Below are 19126 nucleotides of genomic sequence, written 5' to 3' on the forward strand. Positions count from 1 at the left end.
TTATTTTTTCAAGAAAAACCATGGTCAGACCATGGTTTTAACATTTTTTATTAGGTATTATTCATCAAAAGAGTTGAAATCGAAGCTCCCTAGCGGTTTCCAGGTCAAGCCGATGTCTTCACTTTCCTCTTCGGAAGTTGAACCTGTAAATTCACCGAAAATATCGGACAGCCATTCTAGGTCTTCATCGGATAGTTCCACTTCTTCCTCCTCTGCAGTTTCACTAGGCAAAGCTTGTTCTTCTGCTGCTGGACTGCTTGGCTCCGAAGCTGGAGCTGATGAGGCATTTGTTTCTTCTGTTGGCGAAGGAATTTCTTGTACTTCTGCAGGGCTTGTTGCATCACTTGAAGCACTTTCTTCTTCTACACCTTCGCTAGCTATTGGGGCGGTAGCTTCTGCCTTGCCAACTTCTGTAGGACTGGTTGCCTGTTCAGAATTTGTCTCAATTTCTGAAGAAGAACTTTCTTCAACTGGTTGTGATAAACTGGATAGACTTTCACTTTCATGTTCATGGATTGGACCAGATGAGCTTTCAGGACTATCCTGACTGGTTGGACTGGCCAGCCCTTCACTTTCCTCACTTACTGGGATAGGACTTGTCGGCTCTGATGTTGCTAGAACGTTCTCTGGAAGACTCAAAGGACTGACAAAGAAATCCCTAGTTCCTTCAACAAACATATTCATTTCTAGGCGGTTCATCTGCATCACGCCATAGTCATCTGACATTTCTAGTTGCTGATGGACTTGAGTTTTCACATCATTGGCAACGGCAATACTGTTGGCAATTAGGTCTTCTGCCAGTGACATTGGACTGGCAGCCAATTCTCTGCGAACAACCAAACCATAGATTTGATTGATGAGACGAGCAGCCTCTTGACGAGTAGGTGCTTGAAGATATGGGCTATCAATATGGGCAAGTAAATAATCCATATACTCCATCAAACGAATTTCTGCTCGGTCTTGGAATTGCTGAATTTCCTGCAAACTATGGGAAATCCTTGCCAACTCACGCTCATCTCCTTTCAGACTAGCTTGGTTGATTTGGTCAACCCAGCTAGCTTGCGAGGTCACTGTCCCTGTTAGATTGGTCTGTCTTAATAGGGCAAGTAGGTCCTGATAAGCCTGATTATCCGTCACATGACTAGGAGATGGAGTCGGAGTTTCATGCTCCGCTTGCTCCACGATTTCAGGGAAGGTCATCTGTCTGGTAAACATCTCACGGATGTCCCCCACAAATGCTTCCATGAATGCCCTGTTTTCCTGCAATTTTTCAGAGGCAGGACTGGTTTGGATAGGGTAAGTCTGATTGGCTGCCTTGGCAAGATGGAGGGCAATTTTCAGGTCAACTAATTCTTTGGACAAGTCCAGTGGTTTGACGGAAGCATTGCCACCTAAGGTTGCTTGGAATAAACGATCCAATGTGCTCGCCAATCTTTCCTGCAAATCAGGTGCAAGATAGGTTTGATCCAACTGACCAAGCAAATAATCCATATACTCCATAACTGTAATATCTGGACGGTCTTGGAAATGTTTCAACTCTTGCAAGAGATGTTCCAAATTGAGCAAGGTCTGTCTGTCCTTAGCTTGACTGGCTTGATTGAGTTGGTTGGTTAATTCTTCCTTATTAACTGGCAGATTGTTGGTATCAAGTAAGCGGATCTGTTCCAGAATAGATGGGTAGAGTGGATCTGTATTTTCCTCTGTAGAATTATCAACTTCCTGCAAGATATGGACCTTTTCAAATTGATTCAACATAGCCAGATAACCTGCTGTCGAATTGGTCACAAGTTCATCTAAATTGCTAGCAAAGTCGTCCAAAGCCCGTTCGATACGACGGTATTCCTTGCTGCTTGCCCCGAATTTTTCAGCCACCGATTGACGCAAATGAGCCAGCTGACTATCCACAGTCGCTCGGTCAAATTCCCCTTCCTGATAGCTACCTGAAATGGCTGGCAATTTATTGGCAAGATAAGGCTCAATGCCCTCCACAGCCTGAATATGTAAGACATGGTCATGGCTACCATGTGGCAGAACGAATTTCTTGTCGCGAATGATGAGTTTAGATGGTGCGATACCAGTCCGCTTGGCTACCGCCAAAAGCTCCGCTTCAAAGTCCCTCTCTGGATCCCCTGTCACCTCTGGAATAACCAACATGGACCGTAAAATCACATAAGGATGGACATGGGTCGGGTCATAGGCATGACTTGGATCATTGAAACTAAAGGTCGTATCCGAAACCCGAATAGCTTCTTTTGGCACACCATAGACTTTAGAAATATAGTCAATTTTTCGTGCCAAGTCCTCTTCACTTTCAAAAGGCTTGGTCAGATCAATATTCTTCAAAAGCACCAGATGGTCATGGTCGCCATGGGGGTACATAAATGCCTGACCTTGTGGCGTGTCCAAAAGGGTAATGGAGCTGATTGGCAAACCGAGAGCTTGGGCCAGATAGTTCCGTTTAGCTGCGACCTCATCCTCGACAGTCACCTCTGTCGAAACTGATGGCACAGCACTTGAAACGGTGTCAGAATGTGTCGGTTGGCTTGATTGAGCTGGTTCAACGACTTCTGACATTGACGGAAGTGTTTCGGTGGATTGACTTGGCAAACCACTTGAGCTAGCGGTGCTAGATGGCAGCGACGTTGATGAACTCATTTCACTGCTTGATGGAGAACTTGGAGAATGGTCAGTTTCTCCCTCCTCTGGACTTTCAAAAGGCTTGGTCAGGTCAATATTCTTCAAAAGCACCAGATGGTCATGGTCACCATGGGGATACATGAAGACCTGACCTTGTGGGGTATCCAAAAGGGTAATGGAATTGACTGGCAAACCGAGGGCTTGGGCCAGGTAGTTCCGTTTGGCTGTGACCTCATCCACCACAACCTCCGCTGTCGGAGCAACAGCTGCTGAATTAGGCGCTTCAGCCACCTCTGACAAGGATGGGCTGGTTGTGGTTGATGCTTCTGGCTCACTTGTTTCTTGGCTACCAGTAGTTGAACTTGTGGAGCTGGAGCTTGTTGGCTGTTCTGAGCTAGACGAAGTCGTTTCGCTAGCTGATGGCGAGCTTGGAGAATGCTCCTCTTCTTCACTTTCAAAAGGTTTTGTCAGGTCAATATTCTTTAAGAGTACCAAATGGTCATGGTCACCATGGGGATACATGAAGGCCTGACCTTGAGGCGTATCCAAAAGGGTGATAGAATTGACTGGCAAACCGAGGGCTTGGGCCAGGTAGTTCCGTTTGGCTGTGACCCCATCCGCCACAGTCGCCTCTGCAGGAGTAACAGGTGCTGGACTTGGCGCTGGTGACTGGCTGGAGGCTACTACTTCCGTTTTTTCCACTGGTTTTGTAACCACATTGGTGAGGACTGCTGGAAGTGGTTGAATTGGAGTAGCTTGACTAGATTGATCTTCTAGCAAATAAGCCCACTTAGAAGTTGCCACTTGCTCTCTACGCAAAACGTGGATATGCCCCTGGTGTTGAATGAGCAGACCAACCGCATTCTGACCGATAAGCCCACTTCCATCAAAGAGAAAGCCATCGCTGGTCGGATAGTCAATCCCAGCAATCCCTTGACGAGAAACCACAGACGCTGCTTGATTAGTACCTGCAGTAACTACTGGAACTGGTAGGTTAGCTATTGGGGAAACAGGTAAAGTCACCAAGTGATTTTGCATAACCGGTGCCGCCGCTTTCGAACTAGCAAACTGGCTAGCACCTGTATGAACAGGATTTCCCACACTTCCACCGACAGTTTGTTTCAAAATATAATGGTAATGATCTCCATGGCGAACTGTATAGCCATTAGCATCCTCAGCTACAATATCAGCAGGGTTGAATTGATAATGGTCCTGACCAGCCTGACTGGATGACTGACTAGATGTACTATTTTCCTGCTTCTTGGTCACATCAGCTCCAGCTGGGATAAGGTACTCCCACTTACTACCTTTCAAGTCACCATAAAAGATAAAGTGACTGTGACCATTATGCTCAACGATAATGCCCGTATCCGTCTTGCTTGAAATTTGCTTGGCATCGCTCAATAAAAAACCGTCGCTGGTTGGTCTATCAATCCCGGCCACACCTACTGGATTGGTCGATGACTGTTTTTGCTCTTCATGAGCATGGTCATGGTTGTGATCGTGTCCATGGTGGTCATGTTCAGGATTATTTGCCGTTAATTTCCGGGCTTCCTCTAAAGTAACAAGACCATCTCCAGTCTTCTTAGGATAATAATAGACCTTGCCATTGACTTGAATAATATAGCCTGTCCGTACCTTATACAAGACATCTTTTTCATTAAATTGATAGTTCTTATCTTCTAACAAGGTTTCCTTTAGGAACTTGGCATCGTAGGGTACAGAGCCTTTTTCCACATGTTGATGATCGCCGTGGATAAGGACATAACCATCCTCAGTCAACTCCGCAACGACATAGACCGTTTCCTCTTTCTGAACCTGTTCCTGCTTTACTTTTTCGTCAAGCACCTGCGTAGCTTGTTTCTGCTGGCAAGCCAACAAGGTCAAACCACACAATAAGCTTATGCCTGTCAAGGCAAGATTTCGTTTCTTCTTCACCATACTCTCCTTGATAAAAATAAGTATTTTACCAGTTAAGTATATACCTTCAAAGACAAATAGTCAACCAGTTAATTATAAAACGGTTAAGTTTATGCTAAAAGAATAGAACTTTCCAAAGAAAGTTCCATTTCAATTCTTCTAATAAAGTAAGCCTACCAAGGCTAAGATAACCATGAGAGCCAAGATATGTCCAACAGTTACCAGTACAAATGAATACTTGAGACCACGCTTCATGCTGATTTTTGACAGATTGTGGAAGGTAATCATAACACCTGATTGTGGTACAACGGTCAGAATAGCTGAAGCCACTACAACTACACGGTGGAGGATTTCGGGATTGATCCCCATTTCCAAGTAAGCTGGCAAGAAATTACTTGAAGCGATACCAACCGCACCAGAGGATGAACCAATAATACCACTGAGCAGGGCAGTTGACACAGACAAGCTAATCAAAGGCGAACCCGGAATTTGTTGGATCCACTCCTGAATAACAGCGAAACCAGCTGACAAAGTCAATACTGTACCAAAAGCCACCGTGCTTGAAGTGGCGAAGGCCGGAACAATAGAAGCAGTCGCACCTGAATTCAAAAGTTCCTTCTGATTAGGCAGGTAAGGATAGAACAAGATGGCTGACAAAACAATAGATACCAACAAGCCAATAGCCAAGACATTAGGCGTCTTGTTCAAGAGGAAGATAGTCCCAATCAAGCTAAGCAAGGGCAAGATAGAAAAGAGCAAATTCGGTCTTTTTTCAGCCAAGTCAACAACAGTATCGTCATCATCCTCGGTGTAGGTTTCCCCATTTGCCAAACTTTTCTTGAGGCAATATGCCATGTAGAAGAGGCCAAAGAGCAAGAGAACCAAACTAGCTGCTAAACTAATGAGCGGAGCAGCTGTCAAACTCGTTCCCAAAACCTTGGTCGGAATAACGTTCTGAATGGACGGTGTCCCGGGTAAGGTGGTCATGGTATAGGTACTAGCCCCCATGAAAACTGGAAGCGGAAAGAGAGCCCAGTTGATATTCAACTCCTTGAAAAGAGGACGTGACAGAGGTAAGAGGGTGAAGATCACAACGAAGATACTCACACCACCATAGGTTAAGATACTTGTGATAAGGGCAATAGCCAGCAAAACCTTGTAAGGACTATCTTTTCCCATAACCTTCAAAATACTATTGGCAATGGTCAGGGTTGCTCCACTGGCTTCCATGTAGCGAGCCAAAATAGAGCCCAACATGAAAATCACAAAGTTATTGATTAAAAAGCCAGCCAGACCAGCCATATAGGACTGTTCCTTTCCCAACATAGCTTCGATAATGTTCATCTGGTTGGTCACCAGAATTATCAAACTAGCAACAGGGGCTGCCACAATAACGTGCAAATTCTTTGATGTCAAATAAATAATGGCTACAACAGCCAATAAAACTCCTAAAATCGCTAAAATTTCCATAATTCTCCTAATATTTTTCTAAATTTTTTTATCTAAACATTCAATTTTTTCATCTTTCAAGGGAAGCAAGAGCTCTGCCACTGTCTTTTGCAAGACAGGATGACGGTAATCTGCTGCAATATCAGCCAGAGGTAAAAGAACAAATGCCCGCTCATGGGCATATGGATGGGGAACGATGAGGTTTTCTTCCTCAATCACTTGTTCATCCCAAAAAATAATATCTAAATCGATGGTGCGTTGGCCCCACTTTTCAATCCTGACCCGATCCAAGTCCAATTCAATCTGCTGGCAGACAGCTAAAAAGTCTTGGGCAGATAAATCTGTTTCAACCTGACAGGCTAGGTTGAGGAAATCAGCCTGGTCCGTCTTGCCCCAAGCTGGAGTTTCATAAATGGAAGAAACCAAACCAAGTCGACAGTTAGGATGACGGTCTAGGGCTTCTAAAGCAGCTTCTAAATAAGCTAAACGGTCTCCCATATTTCCGCCAATGCTGAGATAGGCTAAGTGTTTCATGGGCGTTCACGCTCCAGTTCAATCCCAACTGAGTCATAGTGGCCAGCAATGGGTGGATTTTCCTTGTAAATGGCCAAACCAATCTTTTCTACCTTTGGAAACTGGTCAAAAATCTCCTGACAAATAACACCTGCTACCTTTTCTATAAGGGTATAGGGCTTGCCTTCCACAACTGACTTGATGGTTTCAAAGACCATGCCGTAGTGGACCGTATCTTCCAACTGGTCTGTTTGCGAGGCGGCTGTCAGATCGACATACAAGTCACAATCAACTGTAAAAATCTGACCGAGGACCTGCTCTTCTTTGAATGCCCCATGATAGCCGTAAAAACGGCATTTATTGAGGGAAATCTTATCCATTTGACCCTCCATTTACAAGTTGATCCCAGACCTTGATGATATCTCGATTGGCAGCGACATTATGGACACGAACCATTTTACAGCCTTTTTGAATGGCCCAGGCGGACAGGGCTGCTGTAGCTTGATCTCGATCAGTCGGTAAACTATTGCCTCCAAGCAAGTAATCCACCACGCGCTTACGGGAAATCCCGAATAAAACAGGATAACCAAGACCAGTAATCTGATCCAAACCTTGCAAGAGATCCAAATTATGCTGAACATTCTTAGAAAAGCCAAATCCTGGATCCAACCAAATCTTGTCTGCTGAAATACCAGCATCCAAAGCAGCTTGAGCACGCTCAGCTAGAAAGCTTTTGACCTCTCCAACAACATCCGCATAGCTTTCTTCTTTCTGGTTGTGCATGAGCATGATAGGTACCTGATATTCCGCAGCCAGCGCTAGCATTTCTCCATCATACAGACCAGCCCAAACATCATTTAAGATATCTGCTCCTGCTTCAAGGGCTGCACGTGCAGTTCCTGTCTTATAGGTATCGACGCTGACAAGACAGTCATAGTTTTCTTTGATAGCGCGGATAATGGGCACTACGCGAGCAATTTCATCTTCTTCCGACACAAATGTTGCACCTAGACGAGTAGACTCACCACCAACATCAATGACGGTAGCACCCTCAGCCAACAACTTTTCTACTTGTACCAAAGCAGACTCCACCTCATTATAGTGACCACCATCTGAAAATGAATCTGGGGTCACATTGAGAATTCCCATAATAGTCACTTGATTTGCTAAATCTTGAATAGACATAGAACCTCCTATTTATTGTGGATCATAGACAAGAGTTCACGACGCAAAATAGCATCTTCCTTGTATTTGCCAAGGGCAACAGTCGTGACTGTCTTGCTACCTGGCTTACGAATGCCACGCATACTCATACACATGTGCTCTGCTTCTACCATGACAAAAACACCTGCTGGCTCAAGAGCATCTTGAAGGGCATGGGCAACCTGATGGGTTAAGCGTTCCTGCAACTGAGGACGGCGACTGGCAACCTCAACTGCTCGCGCTAGCTTGCTAAGCCCTGTCACCCGACCCTTGCTTGGAATATAGGCCACGTGGGCAATTCCGTAGAAGGGTACCAAATGGTGTTCACACATGGAGTGGAAGGGAATATCCTTGACCAAGACCACTTCCTCATGTCCCTCTGAAAAAACAGCAGTGAACTGGTCTTTGGGATCTTCATTTAAACCGTTAAACATCTCCAAGTACATCTTGGCTACACGTTTTGGCGTATCCAGCAAGCCCTCCCGATTAGGATCCTCGCCCAATAATTCCAATAACTGATAGATGGTTTGTTCAATTTGTTCTTGTTTTGACATAATACACCTTAAATAGTTTGATGTTCTTATTATACCCTAAATTCCCTTTTCAGAAAAGGGCTTTCAGTATTCTCATACAAAAACTGTCCCCTGCCAGATAACAGTTTCATCATCCCAGTCAATAGGCTTTATGGTATAATGAAAGAAATCACATTCAAGGAGCTATTATGACTAAAAAACCTGTCCAACTGGCTACCATTTGCTACATTGATAATGGCAAGGAATTCCTCCTCCTCCATCGAAACAAGAAGGAAAATGATGTCCACCAAGGAAAATGGATTGGGGTCGGTGGCAAGCTGGAAGCTGGTGAAACGCCTCAAGCCTGTGCCATTCGCGAGGTCTTGGAAGAAACGGGTCTGACCGTCACTAAACACGCCCTCAAAGGGGTTATCACCTTCCCAGACTTTACTCCAAACACAGACTGGTACACCTACGTCTTCAAGATAACTGGTTTTGAGGGAAGTATGATTGACTGCACAGAAGGTGACTTGGAATGGGTTCCTTACGACCAAGTCCTATCCAAACCGACTTGGGAAGGCGATCGGCATTTTCAGGAATGGCTCTTGGAAAACCGTCCCTTCTTCTCTGCCTGCTTCCGCTACGATGGAGATACTTTGCTGGATTACAGTGTTGATTTTTATGAAGAATAAGCTAAGAACCTATATTCACAGTTCAGCACTTCCATATAAGCACTTCACTTGTTCATCCCAATTCTAGTGAAAGAGAAAAAGCCTTGGAAATCCAGGGCTTTTCTTTGCTATTACAAATATTTCTTCTTAGGCATTTGCTTATTCAATACGATATCCAAGGGACCTGCTGATAGAACTGTATCGACCAGTTGCTTATCTGTAATGGTCTTGTCGAGAAGGACTTGGTATTCTAAGACAAGGGCTTCTTTTTTCTTTTTGTATTTGAGGGACATTAAATCTGCCTGCTTGCATGAACTGCCAAATTGTTGTTCAAAAAATTGGTCATAGTTGAAGTCAATCGGTACAGTCACCAAGAGATGACGGCGGTTTTGATTGACCTGTGCAAAGCTACTATTTTCAAACAGCAAGATACAAGCTGACAGGACAAGGGTCATAAAGATAGCGAGACCTAGGAAGCCCATACCCGTTGCCAGACCGATAGCCATCGCTAATAAGATGGCCAACATCTCTTTTGATGAACCTGCAGCAGAACGAAACTTGATCAAACTGAAGGTACCTGCCACCGCTACACCTGCCCCTAAATTCCCGTTTACCAAGGCAATAATAACAGCAATCAGGGCGGGCATTAAACTGAGGGTGATGACAAATTCTTTGCTATAGTTGGCCTTGTATTTGTAAACAGCCGCATGAATAACCCCCATGGCCAGACTGACACCGAAGACTAGAGACATCTGAAGGAGGGTAATATGATTGTTTGAAGTTGAAAAGATACTATTAAACAGTTGCATATAGGGCTACTTCCTCTCCGCTCATTTGATGAGCCAGCTTGTAGGCATTTCCATATTTTGAAAATGATTGTTTTTCCAGTTGGTATTTTTCTAACAAGTCGAGCAACCAGTCTGGAAGTTGTTCTGGTACCTTGATTTCCATAATGACCTTGTTGGGATCTAGGAGAGCCTCTCCAAATTTCCCATCTGTTGCAGAAACATGGTAATCACGATAAAGCAAGTTCTTATCGATGGTCAAGCGGATTTTCTTATCCTCAATCCCTTTATAAGAAACACGGTCATAATAGATATACATCTTTGGTTTGATGGTTCCGTATCGTTCACGTAAGATGTCCAATTCTGAAGTAACTATTTCATCTGTTATGGTCTTATCTACCACACCTTTTTCGATATAGTTGGTCACCGATAGAGGATTGGAAGTCAGACGGTACTTGTAGCCAATTTTATTCTCTTTCTTTTTGATTTCTAAAAAGGCCTGACTGCTTGCAGATGGCTGGGCATCATAGATACGCATACGGATTTTCTCACGCCCATTTTTCTTGGCAATGGAATCTTGAATCATGTCGAAGTCTTCATTATCAAAATAGATATTTGTGATAGTCGAAGTCGCAAACTCATCTGAAACCATGTGTTTCTTTAAATCCTTTTCAAGCAGTGCAAATGTTTCTTTATCAATGATGTATTTGGTTTCCTTGCGTTTAAATTGTTTTTGTACGATTCTAGTTTTCATGTTTTTTCCCTCTTTATCTAAAACTACTCGGCTCTGACCTGCCTCGTTTACAGTCTTAGTTTAACCCCTAACCTTTAAACGAAACTGAAAGTAATGTTAAACAAAACTTAAACTGCAATAAAGTTGAAATTCTTTTGTCACATTCCAAACTGTGCTACAATAGTTTTATCAATAGCAAGGAGAACCCCATGTACGAATTTGTCCTAGAATACGGCTCTTTCCCCGTAAAACTCATTGACGGCTTTGTCAACAATCGCTCAGAAATCCCTGATTTTCTCAAAGAGGATGAAGAAATGATTGCCCGCTTGAACCAGATGAACGAACTCTTCCACCAACTCTTTTTAACCATCGAGTGCAAGTTTGACTACATCGGCAAGCAATTTCCAGATAAGATTGAACAACTAAGAACCCTCTATTATCCCCTAGCAGCTGACTTGCAGGCCAAATACGGTGAAACAGTTAATATCAAAATTGAACCCTTTATTTTGTAAAGCAAAAGAGATGGCGCCTAACCATCTCTTTTTACTTATACTCTTCGAAAATCAAACTCAAACGTTGTTGACTTGATTTGATGAACTTCAGTTCTATCTGCATCTGCGTCGCCTAGTTTGATTTTGATTTTCATTGAGTATTATTTGGAATGAACTTCCGAATGTTTATAGCCATAGAATAGATAAATCAAACTTCCTACGATGAGCGCCACTCCAAAGGCAATCCAGGTATCTAGGCTGTACTGGAACATAAAGGACAGACAGATAATGATAGAAAGGATTGGCAAAGCTGGGACAAATGGCGTTTTAAATTGACCTTCTTTTGGCAGACCCTCAACCTGACGCAAACGGATAAGTCCAAGGGCAAGCATGATTAGATAAGCGAGGGTACAAATATTGAGGAAGCTAGCAATGCTCGCCAAGGGGAACATACCTGCACAGATTGCCGCAAAGATCCCCACCAAGATGGTGGCATTTTTTGGAACCTTGCTGGTCGCCGTTAATTGGCTGAGAGATTTGGGCAAAAGCCCATCACGACTGATGGAGTAGACCATACGAGAAAGGGCATAAGTCATGGAAATACATACCGTAATCAAGGTTAAGATAGCCACGACAGATACATAGCTAGCCGCCCAGCCCAAGCCTACTTCACGTAGAGCGAAGGCAACCGCATCGGCTACATTGAGCTTGCTATAGTGAACCATACCTGTCAAGACCAAGGTCACAACTATGTAGAGAACGGTTACGATAGAAAGGGACAAAACGATGCCTTTGGGTACATTTTTCTCAGGGCTTTTCACTTCGTCAATCGCCAAGGAAATAGATTCAAAACCAAGGAAAGCAAAGAACATCAGAGAAGCCCCTGCCATAATCCCTGCCTGGCCACCATAGACCGCACCAAAACCAAATGGAGCAAAGTTGGACCAGTTCTCTGGTTTGATGAAGAAAATACCAGCTACAATAAACAAAGCCAGGGCTGAGAATTTCAATACAACCAACGCCGAGTTAAAGCGAAGAGCAGCCTTTGAATTCAACAGAACAACACCCACTACAAAAACCAAGACCAAAACTGGCAAAAGGTCAATATAGGTCCCCTCAGCTGGATTGAAAGTGCCATTCAATGCGGTTGGTAAAGCAAGCCCAAAATTAGCTAGCAAACCTTTCAAATACGAACCCCAACCAGAAGCCACGCTAGATACTGCTGTCAAGAATTCCATAATGGTCAGCCAGCCCGCAAGCCAGGCAGGAAATTCACCAAACACAGAATAGAGATAGCCATACGCTCCGCCATTGGTCGGAATACGAGAAGCAAATTCCGCATAGAATAAGGCCGTTAACCCAACTGAAATCGCTGCGATAACAATGGAAATAACCAGGGCTGGACCAGCATATTGCGCAGCCGCTAAACCAGTGACTGTAAAAATTCCTGTTCCAACCATGGAACCAATTCCTAATAAAATCAAATCTACCAAGCCCAAGTGACGCCGCATGTGACTGCTCCGTTCACCGACTTGTTTCTTCCTGAATAAATTCACAAGATACTCCTTTTTTATATGATGGCCTATTGGTATATAGTCGTTTAGTTTCCTTATAGGCACCGCCACATTATACCATAAAATCAAGCATTAAGCACCAATCATGGCAAAGAAAAGAACAGGGTGCCTTAGGGCTGTCCTGCTCTTCTTTCTTATTCTTGGCTAAGGGTGACATTTTTTAGGTAATTGTTCTTATCCAACTGACCTGTAAAGCTATCTCCGACCTTGATAAATGGCAACTTGTCTGTACTGTCTTCTGTTGCCTTAACCTTGTAAATCTGACCTGCTGACTGGATATAGTAAACGGTTGAACCAGCAATCATCTGGCTGGCCAAGGCTTCTACCTTACCAGAAATGACTTCGGCTTCTTCGTTAGCCTCACCAGTTCCGGTCGCAGTCAATCCTGCTAGACTTGTGGCATCTCTTCCAGTTACCTGAGAAATCAGGTTGGCAACGTCATTGTTGACGGTCACTTGTTGGTAATCTTCCGCATCGACCAATGCATAGGATTTGACCAGACCAGCATCATCTTTGAGAGAAACTAAATAGTAGGCTGTGTCTGCCAATTTGACCAGACTTGGAGCAGTTGCTTGATAACCTTTTTCCTGTACTTCTCCTTCTGCTGATTCTTGAGCTGCCGTTTCTGTCGCAGAAGCCAGCTTGTAGTTGGTAATTTCACGGGTCCGCATATTGACCAGAATAAAACCAAGGTTGGATGAATCTGCCGTTGCGGAGGTAATACCTGTATAGAGGTAAATATCAGAACCGATAGAAATGTAGTTGTAGCTATCCGTTGTGTGTTTGACACCTGTTTGGCTGAAAATGGTATTCCAGAAACCATTTTGATAAGTATAGTGGTCATCGACACGGCTGATCACATTGCTAGCAGAGTAGACACGGTCCACCCATTCAGGAATATCTGCTAGACTATACTCCTTACTCTCGCCTGTCACAGCATCCAAAACAATAGCACCAGTTGGATCGTTGGAAGACAGACCAAATTTTGGCTGGTAGGTCGTTGCGATGTAGTACGGATTGCCTTGGTCATCTACTTCAAAGGACGGTTTCCCGAATATCGTGGTTGGGTATTGAAGACGGAGATGGCGCATGGTGTCATTGAACAAATACTCGGAATCAGAGTAGTGCATGGACTTGCTCAGCTTGGCAAGCTCAGCTTTCCCTGTCGTTTGATTGACCTTTACATAATAGCCAATCCCGTCTTGGTGGTTGCTCAGCCATTTCCAAAAAGACTTATACTCCAAAGGAGATACGCGGAAAGGCTGCTGACCAATGGTAATCTGACGGTAATCATCGGAAATGCCGAACTGGGAAACCTTGTCAATAGTGCCCAAATAGGTGTCGCCAATCTTTTCTGCCGAAGCCCGGTCCAAAAGAGCCAGCTTGGAAATATCGGTTTCAGGGAAGTCTGACTTGAAATCCGCATCCGTCACCGAAATAACCGCCGCATAATCCTTGGCACGAAAGATAGGCGAGTTGAAAATACCAAGTCCAATAAGACCAAGCACTACCACGAGCCAGAGGCGACCTGTCCAAGATAGGAAGGCAGGCAATTTCGGATTGATATTGTAGGTCGTGACCTGACGCTGTCTGCCCGTCACTTTGGTAGCCTGTTGAACAAGCCCAGCAGGATTGCTAAAGAGTAAAATCAACCAGGCTAAAGCTGTCGATTGTAAGACGAATATCCAGAAACCAAGGCTAAAGACGTTGATAGCCGGCAACTGATACCAGTAGTAAACCATCATTTCGAGAATGAGGGCTAGCCAAGCAAAGCCAATCAATTTTCTTTTCATAACAACCTCCGTAAACAAAGATTTATTTGCTACTATTGTACCATACTTTTAATACTGTAACACAAAAATGACAAAAATTTTTCAAGTTCCCTCATTCGCTAGGGGGGAGGTTTTTTGGTATAATAAAACACGATAAAACTAGAAAAAGGAACCCATATGAAACTCATTTCTTGGAACATTGATTCCCTCAACGCTGCTCTGACAGCAGAATCCCCACGCGCCCTCCTATCCCGCGCCGTGATTGACACGCTCGTTGCGGAAGATGCCGACATTATCGCCATTCAGGAAACCAAACTCTCTGACAAGGGCCCAACCAAGAAACACTTGGAAATTTTAGAAAACTACTTCCCAGGCTATGCCAATACCTGGCGTTCATCTGTCGAGCCTGCACGCAAGGGCTATGCAGGGACCCTCTTCCTTTATAAAAATCACCTGACACCAACCATCACCTTCCCAGAAATTGGTGCTCCGACTACTATGGATTCTGAGGGACGCATCATCACACTGGAGTTTGACGACTTCTATGTTACCCAGGTTTATACGCCAAATGCTGGAGATGGCTTGAAGCGATTGGCCGACCGCCAAATCTGGGACATTCAGTATGCCCAATACCTATCACAGCTTGACAGCCAAAAGCCTGTCTTAGCCACAGGTGATTACAACGTTGCCCACAAAGAAATCGACCTTGCCAACCCAGCCAGCAACCGCCAGTCACCAGGGTTTACAGACGAAGAACGGGAAGGCTTTACAAACTTGCTAGCCAAGGGCTTCACAGATACCTTCCGCCACTTGCATGGGGATGTCCTCAATGCTTATACCTGGTGGGCACAACGCAGCCGCACCAGCAAAATCAACAACACGGGCTGGAGAATTGATTACTGGTTGGTGAGCGACCGTATCGCTGACAAGGTGACCAAATCAGCTATGATTGACTCTGGTGCTCGCCAAGACCATACACCGATTGTTATGGAAATTGACATGTAATCTTATGTATACAAAAGAGCTACGGCTCTTTTTTTAATTCACAAAAATCTTAGTTGTAGGCAGTCAAACTTGCTAAATATTGAAAAGGTTGATATGATAAATATATAATAAACCAGTTAAGGAGGACTTCCATGACCCCAAAACAAATCGAAGCACGTTGTTTGACCGTTTCAGCTCTTATCAATGGCTTAAACGGGTTGGCAGGGTTGGCTGTCTATATTATGACAGACCTCAACGCCCTCCTGCTTGATGGGGTGTTTTCCCTCATTGCTTTTGTTTCCTCACTGGTCGCTTTTCATATTTCCAAACACAGTCATAGAAAAACTGAAACCTTCCCCCAAGGATTACACTTTTTAGAGCCCCTCTATGCCATTATGAAATCCTTGGCAACCTTACTCTTGCTGATTTTTGCTGTTCTTGAAACAGCCGCAACCGCCTTTGCCTACTTTGTCCACGGCATTGCACACAAGATGACCACGGGTCCTGTCCTACCCTATACAAGCATTATGCTCTTTATTTGTTTTAGCTTGTATGGCTACAATCGCTACATGAATAAAAAAATCGGCAATATCTCAACTATTATTGCTGCCGAGGCCAAGGGCAACTTAATTGACGGCTTGATTTCAGCCGCCATTGGTCTTGCCTTTCTATTCTTAGCCTTTATCCCAAACAACAGTTCTCTGGATTTCCTACATTATACAGGTGATTTCTTCGTAACCCTTACGCTTGCCATCATTTCATTTAAAGAGCCTCTCACCCTACTCATTTATTCCTTCAAAGAACTAGCCCACGGTACTGTCCATTTACCTGAAATTCAAGAATGTCTCTATGAGATTTTAGAACAGTACCTAGAGGAAACTGAGGATGTGGATATTCATATCTACAAACAAGGCATGCAGGTTCGAATTAAAATCCACTTGCAGGATGTTGAACATGATATTATGCGCCAACTTGTTGCCAAAAAGCCACATATCCTCAATACGCTCAAACAACATCACGAGTACATCACTGTAGAATATGCCCTCTAGCCTTCTAATCTCGATAACAATAAACACCCGTCTATAACCTATCTAGCAGTTGGAAAAATCCAACTACTTTAGAAATGGTGAATAGTGGGTGATTTTTTTACATTTTAGTCAAAAAAATGGCTAGACTAACAAAAAACCCGCAAGTTGCGAGTTTCATTTACTTATTTTTTATCCAACTGAGTACTTGGTTGCCAGAAGAAGCTGGCAATATAGCTAAAAACATAGGTCAAACCTAAGATAAGGGCAACCAGCAAAAGAACTGGAATACGGTAGAGATAGGTCAAGATATTTGGCTTTTTCTTGGTTTGGAAGGAGGCAGCATGGTCATCTAATCGCTTGAATTCTGCTTCGATACGACTAGTCACTTCTGCTGTACCTGCATCATCCATACGCTTGATGTCCGAAACATCGATAGGATTTCCAAAAGCCACATCGATTCGCTCACCAGCTAAGAGCCCCTTGATAGTCATGGGACCCACATAGGTAGCTGGCATGAGTTTGACCTTGGCTGACTTGGCAATGACCGCCACACCACCTTTGAGCTCAGATGAATGACGACTTCCTGAAGGAAACATGACCAGCGAACGGTCACTTTTTTTCAACATGTTAACTGGATACTTGATGGCTGCCATGCCAGGATTTTCACGGTCAATGGGAAAGGCTCCACATTTTGAAATCCACCAGCCAAAACCACGGTCCTTGAAAAGTTCTTTTTTAGCCATAAAGATGAACTGCTTAGGAGCAGCTGCGTAGCCCAGAAAGACTGGATCCCAGAAAGTTTTGTGAGGGGCGATGAGGATATAATTCTCCTCCTGCGGCAAAATATTTTCTCTGTCATGGTAATGAATATTACCATTGATGGCCCACAACAAGAATGTTAATAGCGTTCGTAGATAAGAATAAAACATAGACTTCTCCTTTTTCAATCCCTCCTATTATAGCACAAATTTACTTCAGAAAGAAATATCACATTCATTCAATTCTGCCATCAAAATGCCCACTAATTACATAGCCCATACTTGTCAAATGTCCCTGATAGGTTTACAATAGAAACATGATTACAATTGAACGAGTATTAGACATCTTAAAAGCGGATGACAACTTCCGCCAGATCAAACAAAATAATCAGACTGACAGCACTTTGACGGAGGTCCAGTTCGACGCTCTCAGCTATGACAGCCGTACCGTTAGCCCTACGACCCTCTTTTTTGCCAAGGGTTTGGCCTTTAAGAAGGAATTTCTCGAGAAGGCTATTGAAAACGGACTTGCTTTTTACGTGTCTGAAATCGACTATGAGGTCGGCATTCCTGCTATCATCGTCCATAACATCAAGCAGGCTATGAGTCTAATTGCCATGGAATTTCATGGTCATCCCCAGAAAAAGCTCAAACTCCTAGCCTTCACTGGTACCAAAGGTAAGACAACTGCAGCATATTTTGCTTTTAACATTCTCAACATCAAGCACAAGCCTGCTATGCTTTCCACCATGAACACTACCCTGGACGGCAAAACCTTCTTCAAATCTGCCCTGACCACTCCTGAAAGCCTGGACCTAATTGCCATGATGGCAGAGGCGGTTCAAAACGGTATGACCCACTTGATTATGGAAGTATCCAGCCAGGCCTATCTGGTCAAGCGGGTTTATGGGCTGACCTTTGATGTCGGCGTCTTCCTCAACATCAGCCCCGACCACATTGGGCCCATTGAGCACCCGACATTTGAGGACTATTTCTACCACAAGCGTCTTTTGATGGACAATAGCAGAGCAGTTATTGTCAATGCTGGCATGGACCATTTTGAAGTGGTGAAAGAGCAAGTCATCTCCAAAGACCATGACTTTTATGGACCGACTTCTGAAAATGAAATCACCCAGTCAGCAGGTTTTGACTTCACAGCGACCGGCAAATTAGCTGGCCACTATGACATCCAACTGATCGGTGGCTTCAACCAAGAAAATGCCATCGCAGCTGGACTGGCCTGTCTCCGCTTGGGTGCAAGTCTGGAAGACATTCACACAGGAATTGCCCAAACCAATGTCCCTGGCCGTATGGAAGTCCTGACTCAACAAAACGGAGCCAAGGTTTTTGTAGACTACGCCCACAACGGTGACAGTGTGAAAAAGCTAATCGATGTCGTCTTGGAACACCAGACAGGCAAGGTCATCTTGATTTTAGGCGCTCCTGGCAACAAGGGAGAAAGCAGACGCAAGGACTTCGGTCTGCTGCTTAATGACTATCCGCAGATTGATGTTATCCTGACAGCTGATGATCCCAACCGTGAAGACCCTGCTGAAATTGCCCAGCAAATCCGCGCCCACATGACCCGACCAAGTGAGTTCATCTTAGACCGTGAAGAAGCCATTCGCACAGCTATGAGCCAGACTACCTCACCTCAGGATGCCGTCATCATTGCAGGCAAGGGAGCCGATGCCTACCAGATTGTCAATGACCAGCGTCAAGACTATGCGGGCGACCTTGAAATCGCTAAAAAATATCGATAAACCCAAAACAAGAGGCTGGGCAAAAACTAGCCAATAACTAAAAAATACACAGATAGATTCGAGCTGCTTCTGATGAAATCCAGCCGAACTGTCTGTGTTTTTCTTTCTGTTTCTACTATCTTGGACTAATTTCTTAGCCAATTTCGTGAGATTCATGCTCATTAGGAGGAAGCCTATCTCGGTTTCAACCACTTTTTGACCTCTGACATGGACTCTGCGTACGCCAAAAACACCCTTCATCCTACCAAATACAGGTTCGACATCCACCTTGCGTTTGGCATAAATGCGGGCTCCCTCTTTACTTGTCAATTCCTCTTTGACTAAGTTCTTGAT

16 protein-coding genes and 1 pseudogene are annotated in these 19126 nt (G+C 44.1%); 5 read left to right on the forward strand and 12 right to left on the reverse strand.

Going from position 1 to position 19126, the window contains the following annotated elements:
* Nucleotides 1–57: 57 nt before the first annotated feature.
* The 6 genes from C1G57_RS04800 to folE all read right to left on the reverse strand — a co-directional run bounded on the left by C1G57_RS04800 (nucleotide 58) and on the right by folE (nucleotide 8276).
* A complete protein-coding gene (locus C1G57_RS04800; RefSeq protein WP_105113972.1) occupies nucleotides 58–4578 on the reverse strand; it encodes a pneumococcal-type histidine triad protein in 4521 nt (1506 codons plus the stop codon).
* A 138-nt stretch (nucleotides 4579–4716) separates the two neighbouring features.
* Complete coding sequence (locus C1G57_RS04805; protein WP_105113973.1) at nucleotides 4717–6027, reverse strand: GntP family permease; 1311 nt, start codon at nucleotides 6025–6027, stop codon at nucleotides 4717–4719.
* A gap of 18 nt (nucleotides 6028–6045) precedes the next feature.
* Complete coding sequence (gene folK, locus C1G57_RS04810; RefSeq protein WP_105113974.1) at nucleotides 6046–6540, reverse strand: 2-amino-4-hydroxy-6-hydroxymethyldihydropteridine diphosphokinase; 495 nt, start codon at nucleotides 6538–6540, stop codon at nucleotides 6046–6048.
* Nucleotides 6537–6899, reverse strand: a complete 363-nt coding sequence (folB, locus tag C1G57_RS04815) for a dihydroneopterin aldolase (protein WP_105113975.1) — start codon at nucleotides 6897–6899, stop codon at nucleotides 6537–6539. Before folB ends, folK begins: the two co-directional genes overlap by 4 nt.
* Complete coding sequence (folP, locus tag C1G57_RS04820) at nucleotides 6892–7704, reverse strand: dihydropteroate synthase (RefSeq protein WP_105113976.1); 813 nt, start codon at nucleotides 7702–7704, stop codon at nucleotides 6892–6894. The genes folB and folP overlap by 8 nt, the downstream gene beginning before the upstream one ends.
* An 8-nt stretch (nucleotides 7705–7712) precedes the next feature.
* Nucleotides 7713–8276: a GTP cyclohydrolase I FolE gene (folE, locus tag C1G57_RS04825; protein WP_105113977.1), complete on the reverse strand. Its 564-nt coding sequence runs from the start codon at nucleotides 8274–8276 to the stop codon at nucleotides 7713–7715.
* Nucleotides 8277–8443: 167 nt separating this feature from the next.
* Here folE and C1G57_RS04830 point away from each other — a divergent pair, with 167 nt between their 5' ends.
* Nucleotides 8444–8926, forward strand: coding sequence for an NUDIX hydrolase (locus tag C1G57_RS04830; RefSeq protein WP_105113978.1), 483 nt, complete (start codon nucleotides 8444–8446; stop codon nucleotides 8924–8926).
* Between the two features lie 110 nt (nucleotides 8927–9036).
* On the opposite strand, the gene C1G57_RS04835 is transcribed toward C1G57_RS04830, so the two are convergent.
* Both C1G57_RS04835 and C1G57_RS04840 read right to left on the reverse strand, forming a co-directional pair.
* Complete coding sequence (locus C1G57_RS04835) at nucleotides 9037–9714, reverse strand: DUF4956 domain-containing protein (RefSeq protein WP_105113979.1); 678 nt, start codon at nucleotides 9712–9714, stop codon at nucleotides 9037–9039.
* On the reverse strand, nucleotides 9701–10444 hold the full coding sequence (locus C1G57_RS04840; protein WP_105113980.1) for a polyphosphate polymerase domain-containing protein: 744 nt from the start codon (nucleotides 10442–10444) through the stop codon (nucleotides 9701–9703). The genes C1G57_RS04835 and C1G57_RS04840 overlap by 14 nt, the downstream gene beginning before the upstream one ends.
* Nucleotides 10445–10632: 188 nt before the next feature.
* Here C1G57_RS04840 and C1G57_RS04845 point away from each other — a divergent pair, with 188 nt between their 5' ends.
* Nucleotides 10633–10935 carry a hypothetical protein gene (locus C1G57_RS04845; protein WP_105113981.1) on the forward strand — a complete coding sequence of 101 codons (303 nt, stop codon included), beginning with the start codon at nucleotides 10633–10635 and terminating at the stop codon, nucleotides 10933–10935.
* A gap of 140 nt (nucleotides 10936–11075) precedes the next feature.
* Here the strand turns inward: C1G57_RS04845 and C1G57_RS04855 are convergent, their stop codons facing one another.
* Nucleotides 11076–12470, reverse strand: a complete 1395-nt coding sequence (locus tag C1G57_RS04855; RefSeq protein WP_105113983.1) for an amino acid permease — start codon at nucleotides 12468–12470, stop codon at nucleotides 11076–11078.
* 152 nt (nucleotides 12471–12622) lie between these two features.
* Nucleotides 12623–14281 carry a hypothetical protein gene (locus tag C1G57_RS04860; protein WP_105113984.1) on the reverse strand — a complete coding sequence of 553 codons (1659 nt, stop codon included), beginning with the start codon at nucleotides 14279–14281 and terminating at the stop codon, nucleotides 12623–12625.
* A gap of 156 nt (nucleotides 14282–14437) precedes the next feature.
* On the opposite strand from C1G57_RS04860, the gene C1G57_RS04865 reads away from it, so the two are divergent.
* Nucleotides 14438–15265 carry an exodeoxyribonuclease III gene (locus C1G57_RS04865; RefSeq protein WP_105113985.1) on the forward strand — a complete coding sequence of 276 codons (828 nt, stop codon included), beginning with the start codon at nucleotides 14438–14440 and terminating at the stop codon, nucleotides 15263–15265.
* A gap of 131 nt (nucleotides 15266–15396) precedes the next feature.
* Nucleotides 15397–16293 carry a cation transporter gene (locus tag C1G57_RS04870; RefSeq protein ID WP_105113986.1) on the forward strand — a complete coding sequence of 299 codons (897 nt, stop codon included), beginning with the start codon at nucleotides 15397–15399 and terminating at the stop codon, nucleotides 16291–16293.
* A 161-nt stretch (nucleotides 16294–16454) separates the two neighbouring features.
* On the opposite strand, the gene C1G57_RS04875 is transcribed toward C1G57_RS04870, so the two are convergent.
* Complete coding sequence (locus tag C1G57_RS04875; RefSeq protein ID WP_105113987.1) at nucleotides 16455–17201, reverse strand: lysophospholipid acyltransferase family protein; 747 nt, start codon at nucleotides 17199–17201, stop codon at nucleotides 16455–16457.
* Nucleotides 17202–17347: 146 nt separating this feature from the next.
* Here C1G57_RS04875 and C1G57_RS04880 point away from each other — a divergent pair, with 146 nt between their 5' ends.
* Entirely contained in the window at nucleotides 17348–18793 is a 1446-nt protein-coding gene (locus tag C1G57_RS04880; RefSeq protein WP_105113988.1) for a UDP-N-acetylmuramoyl-L-alanyl-D-glutamate--L-lysine ligase, read from the forward strand.
* Nucleotides 18794–18918: 125 nt separating this feature from the next.
* Here C1G57_RS04880 and C1G57_RS11640 read toward each other — a convergent pair.
* Nucleotides 18919–19126: pseudogene (locus tag C1G57_RS11640) on the reverse strand (transposase); the annotation flags it as partial.

The organism is Streptococcus suis (assembly GCF_002960425.1).
Lineage (GTDB): Bacteria > Bacillota > Bacilli > Lactobacillales > Streptococcaceae > Streptococcus > Streptococcus suis_S.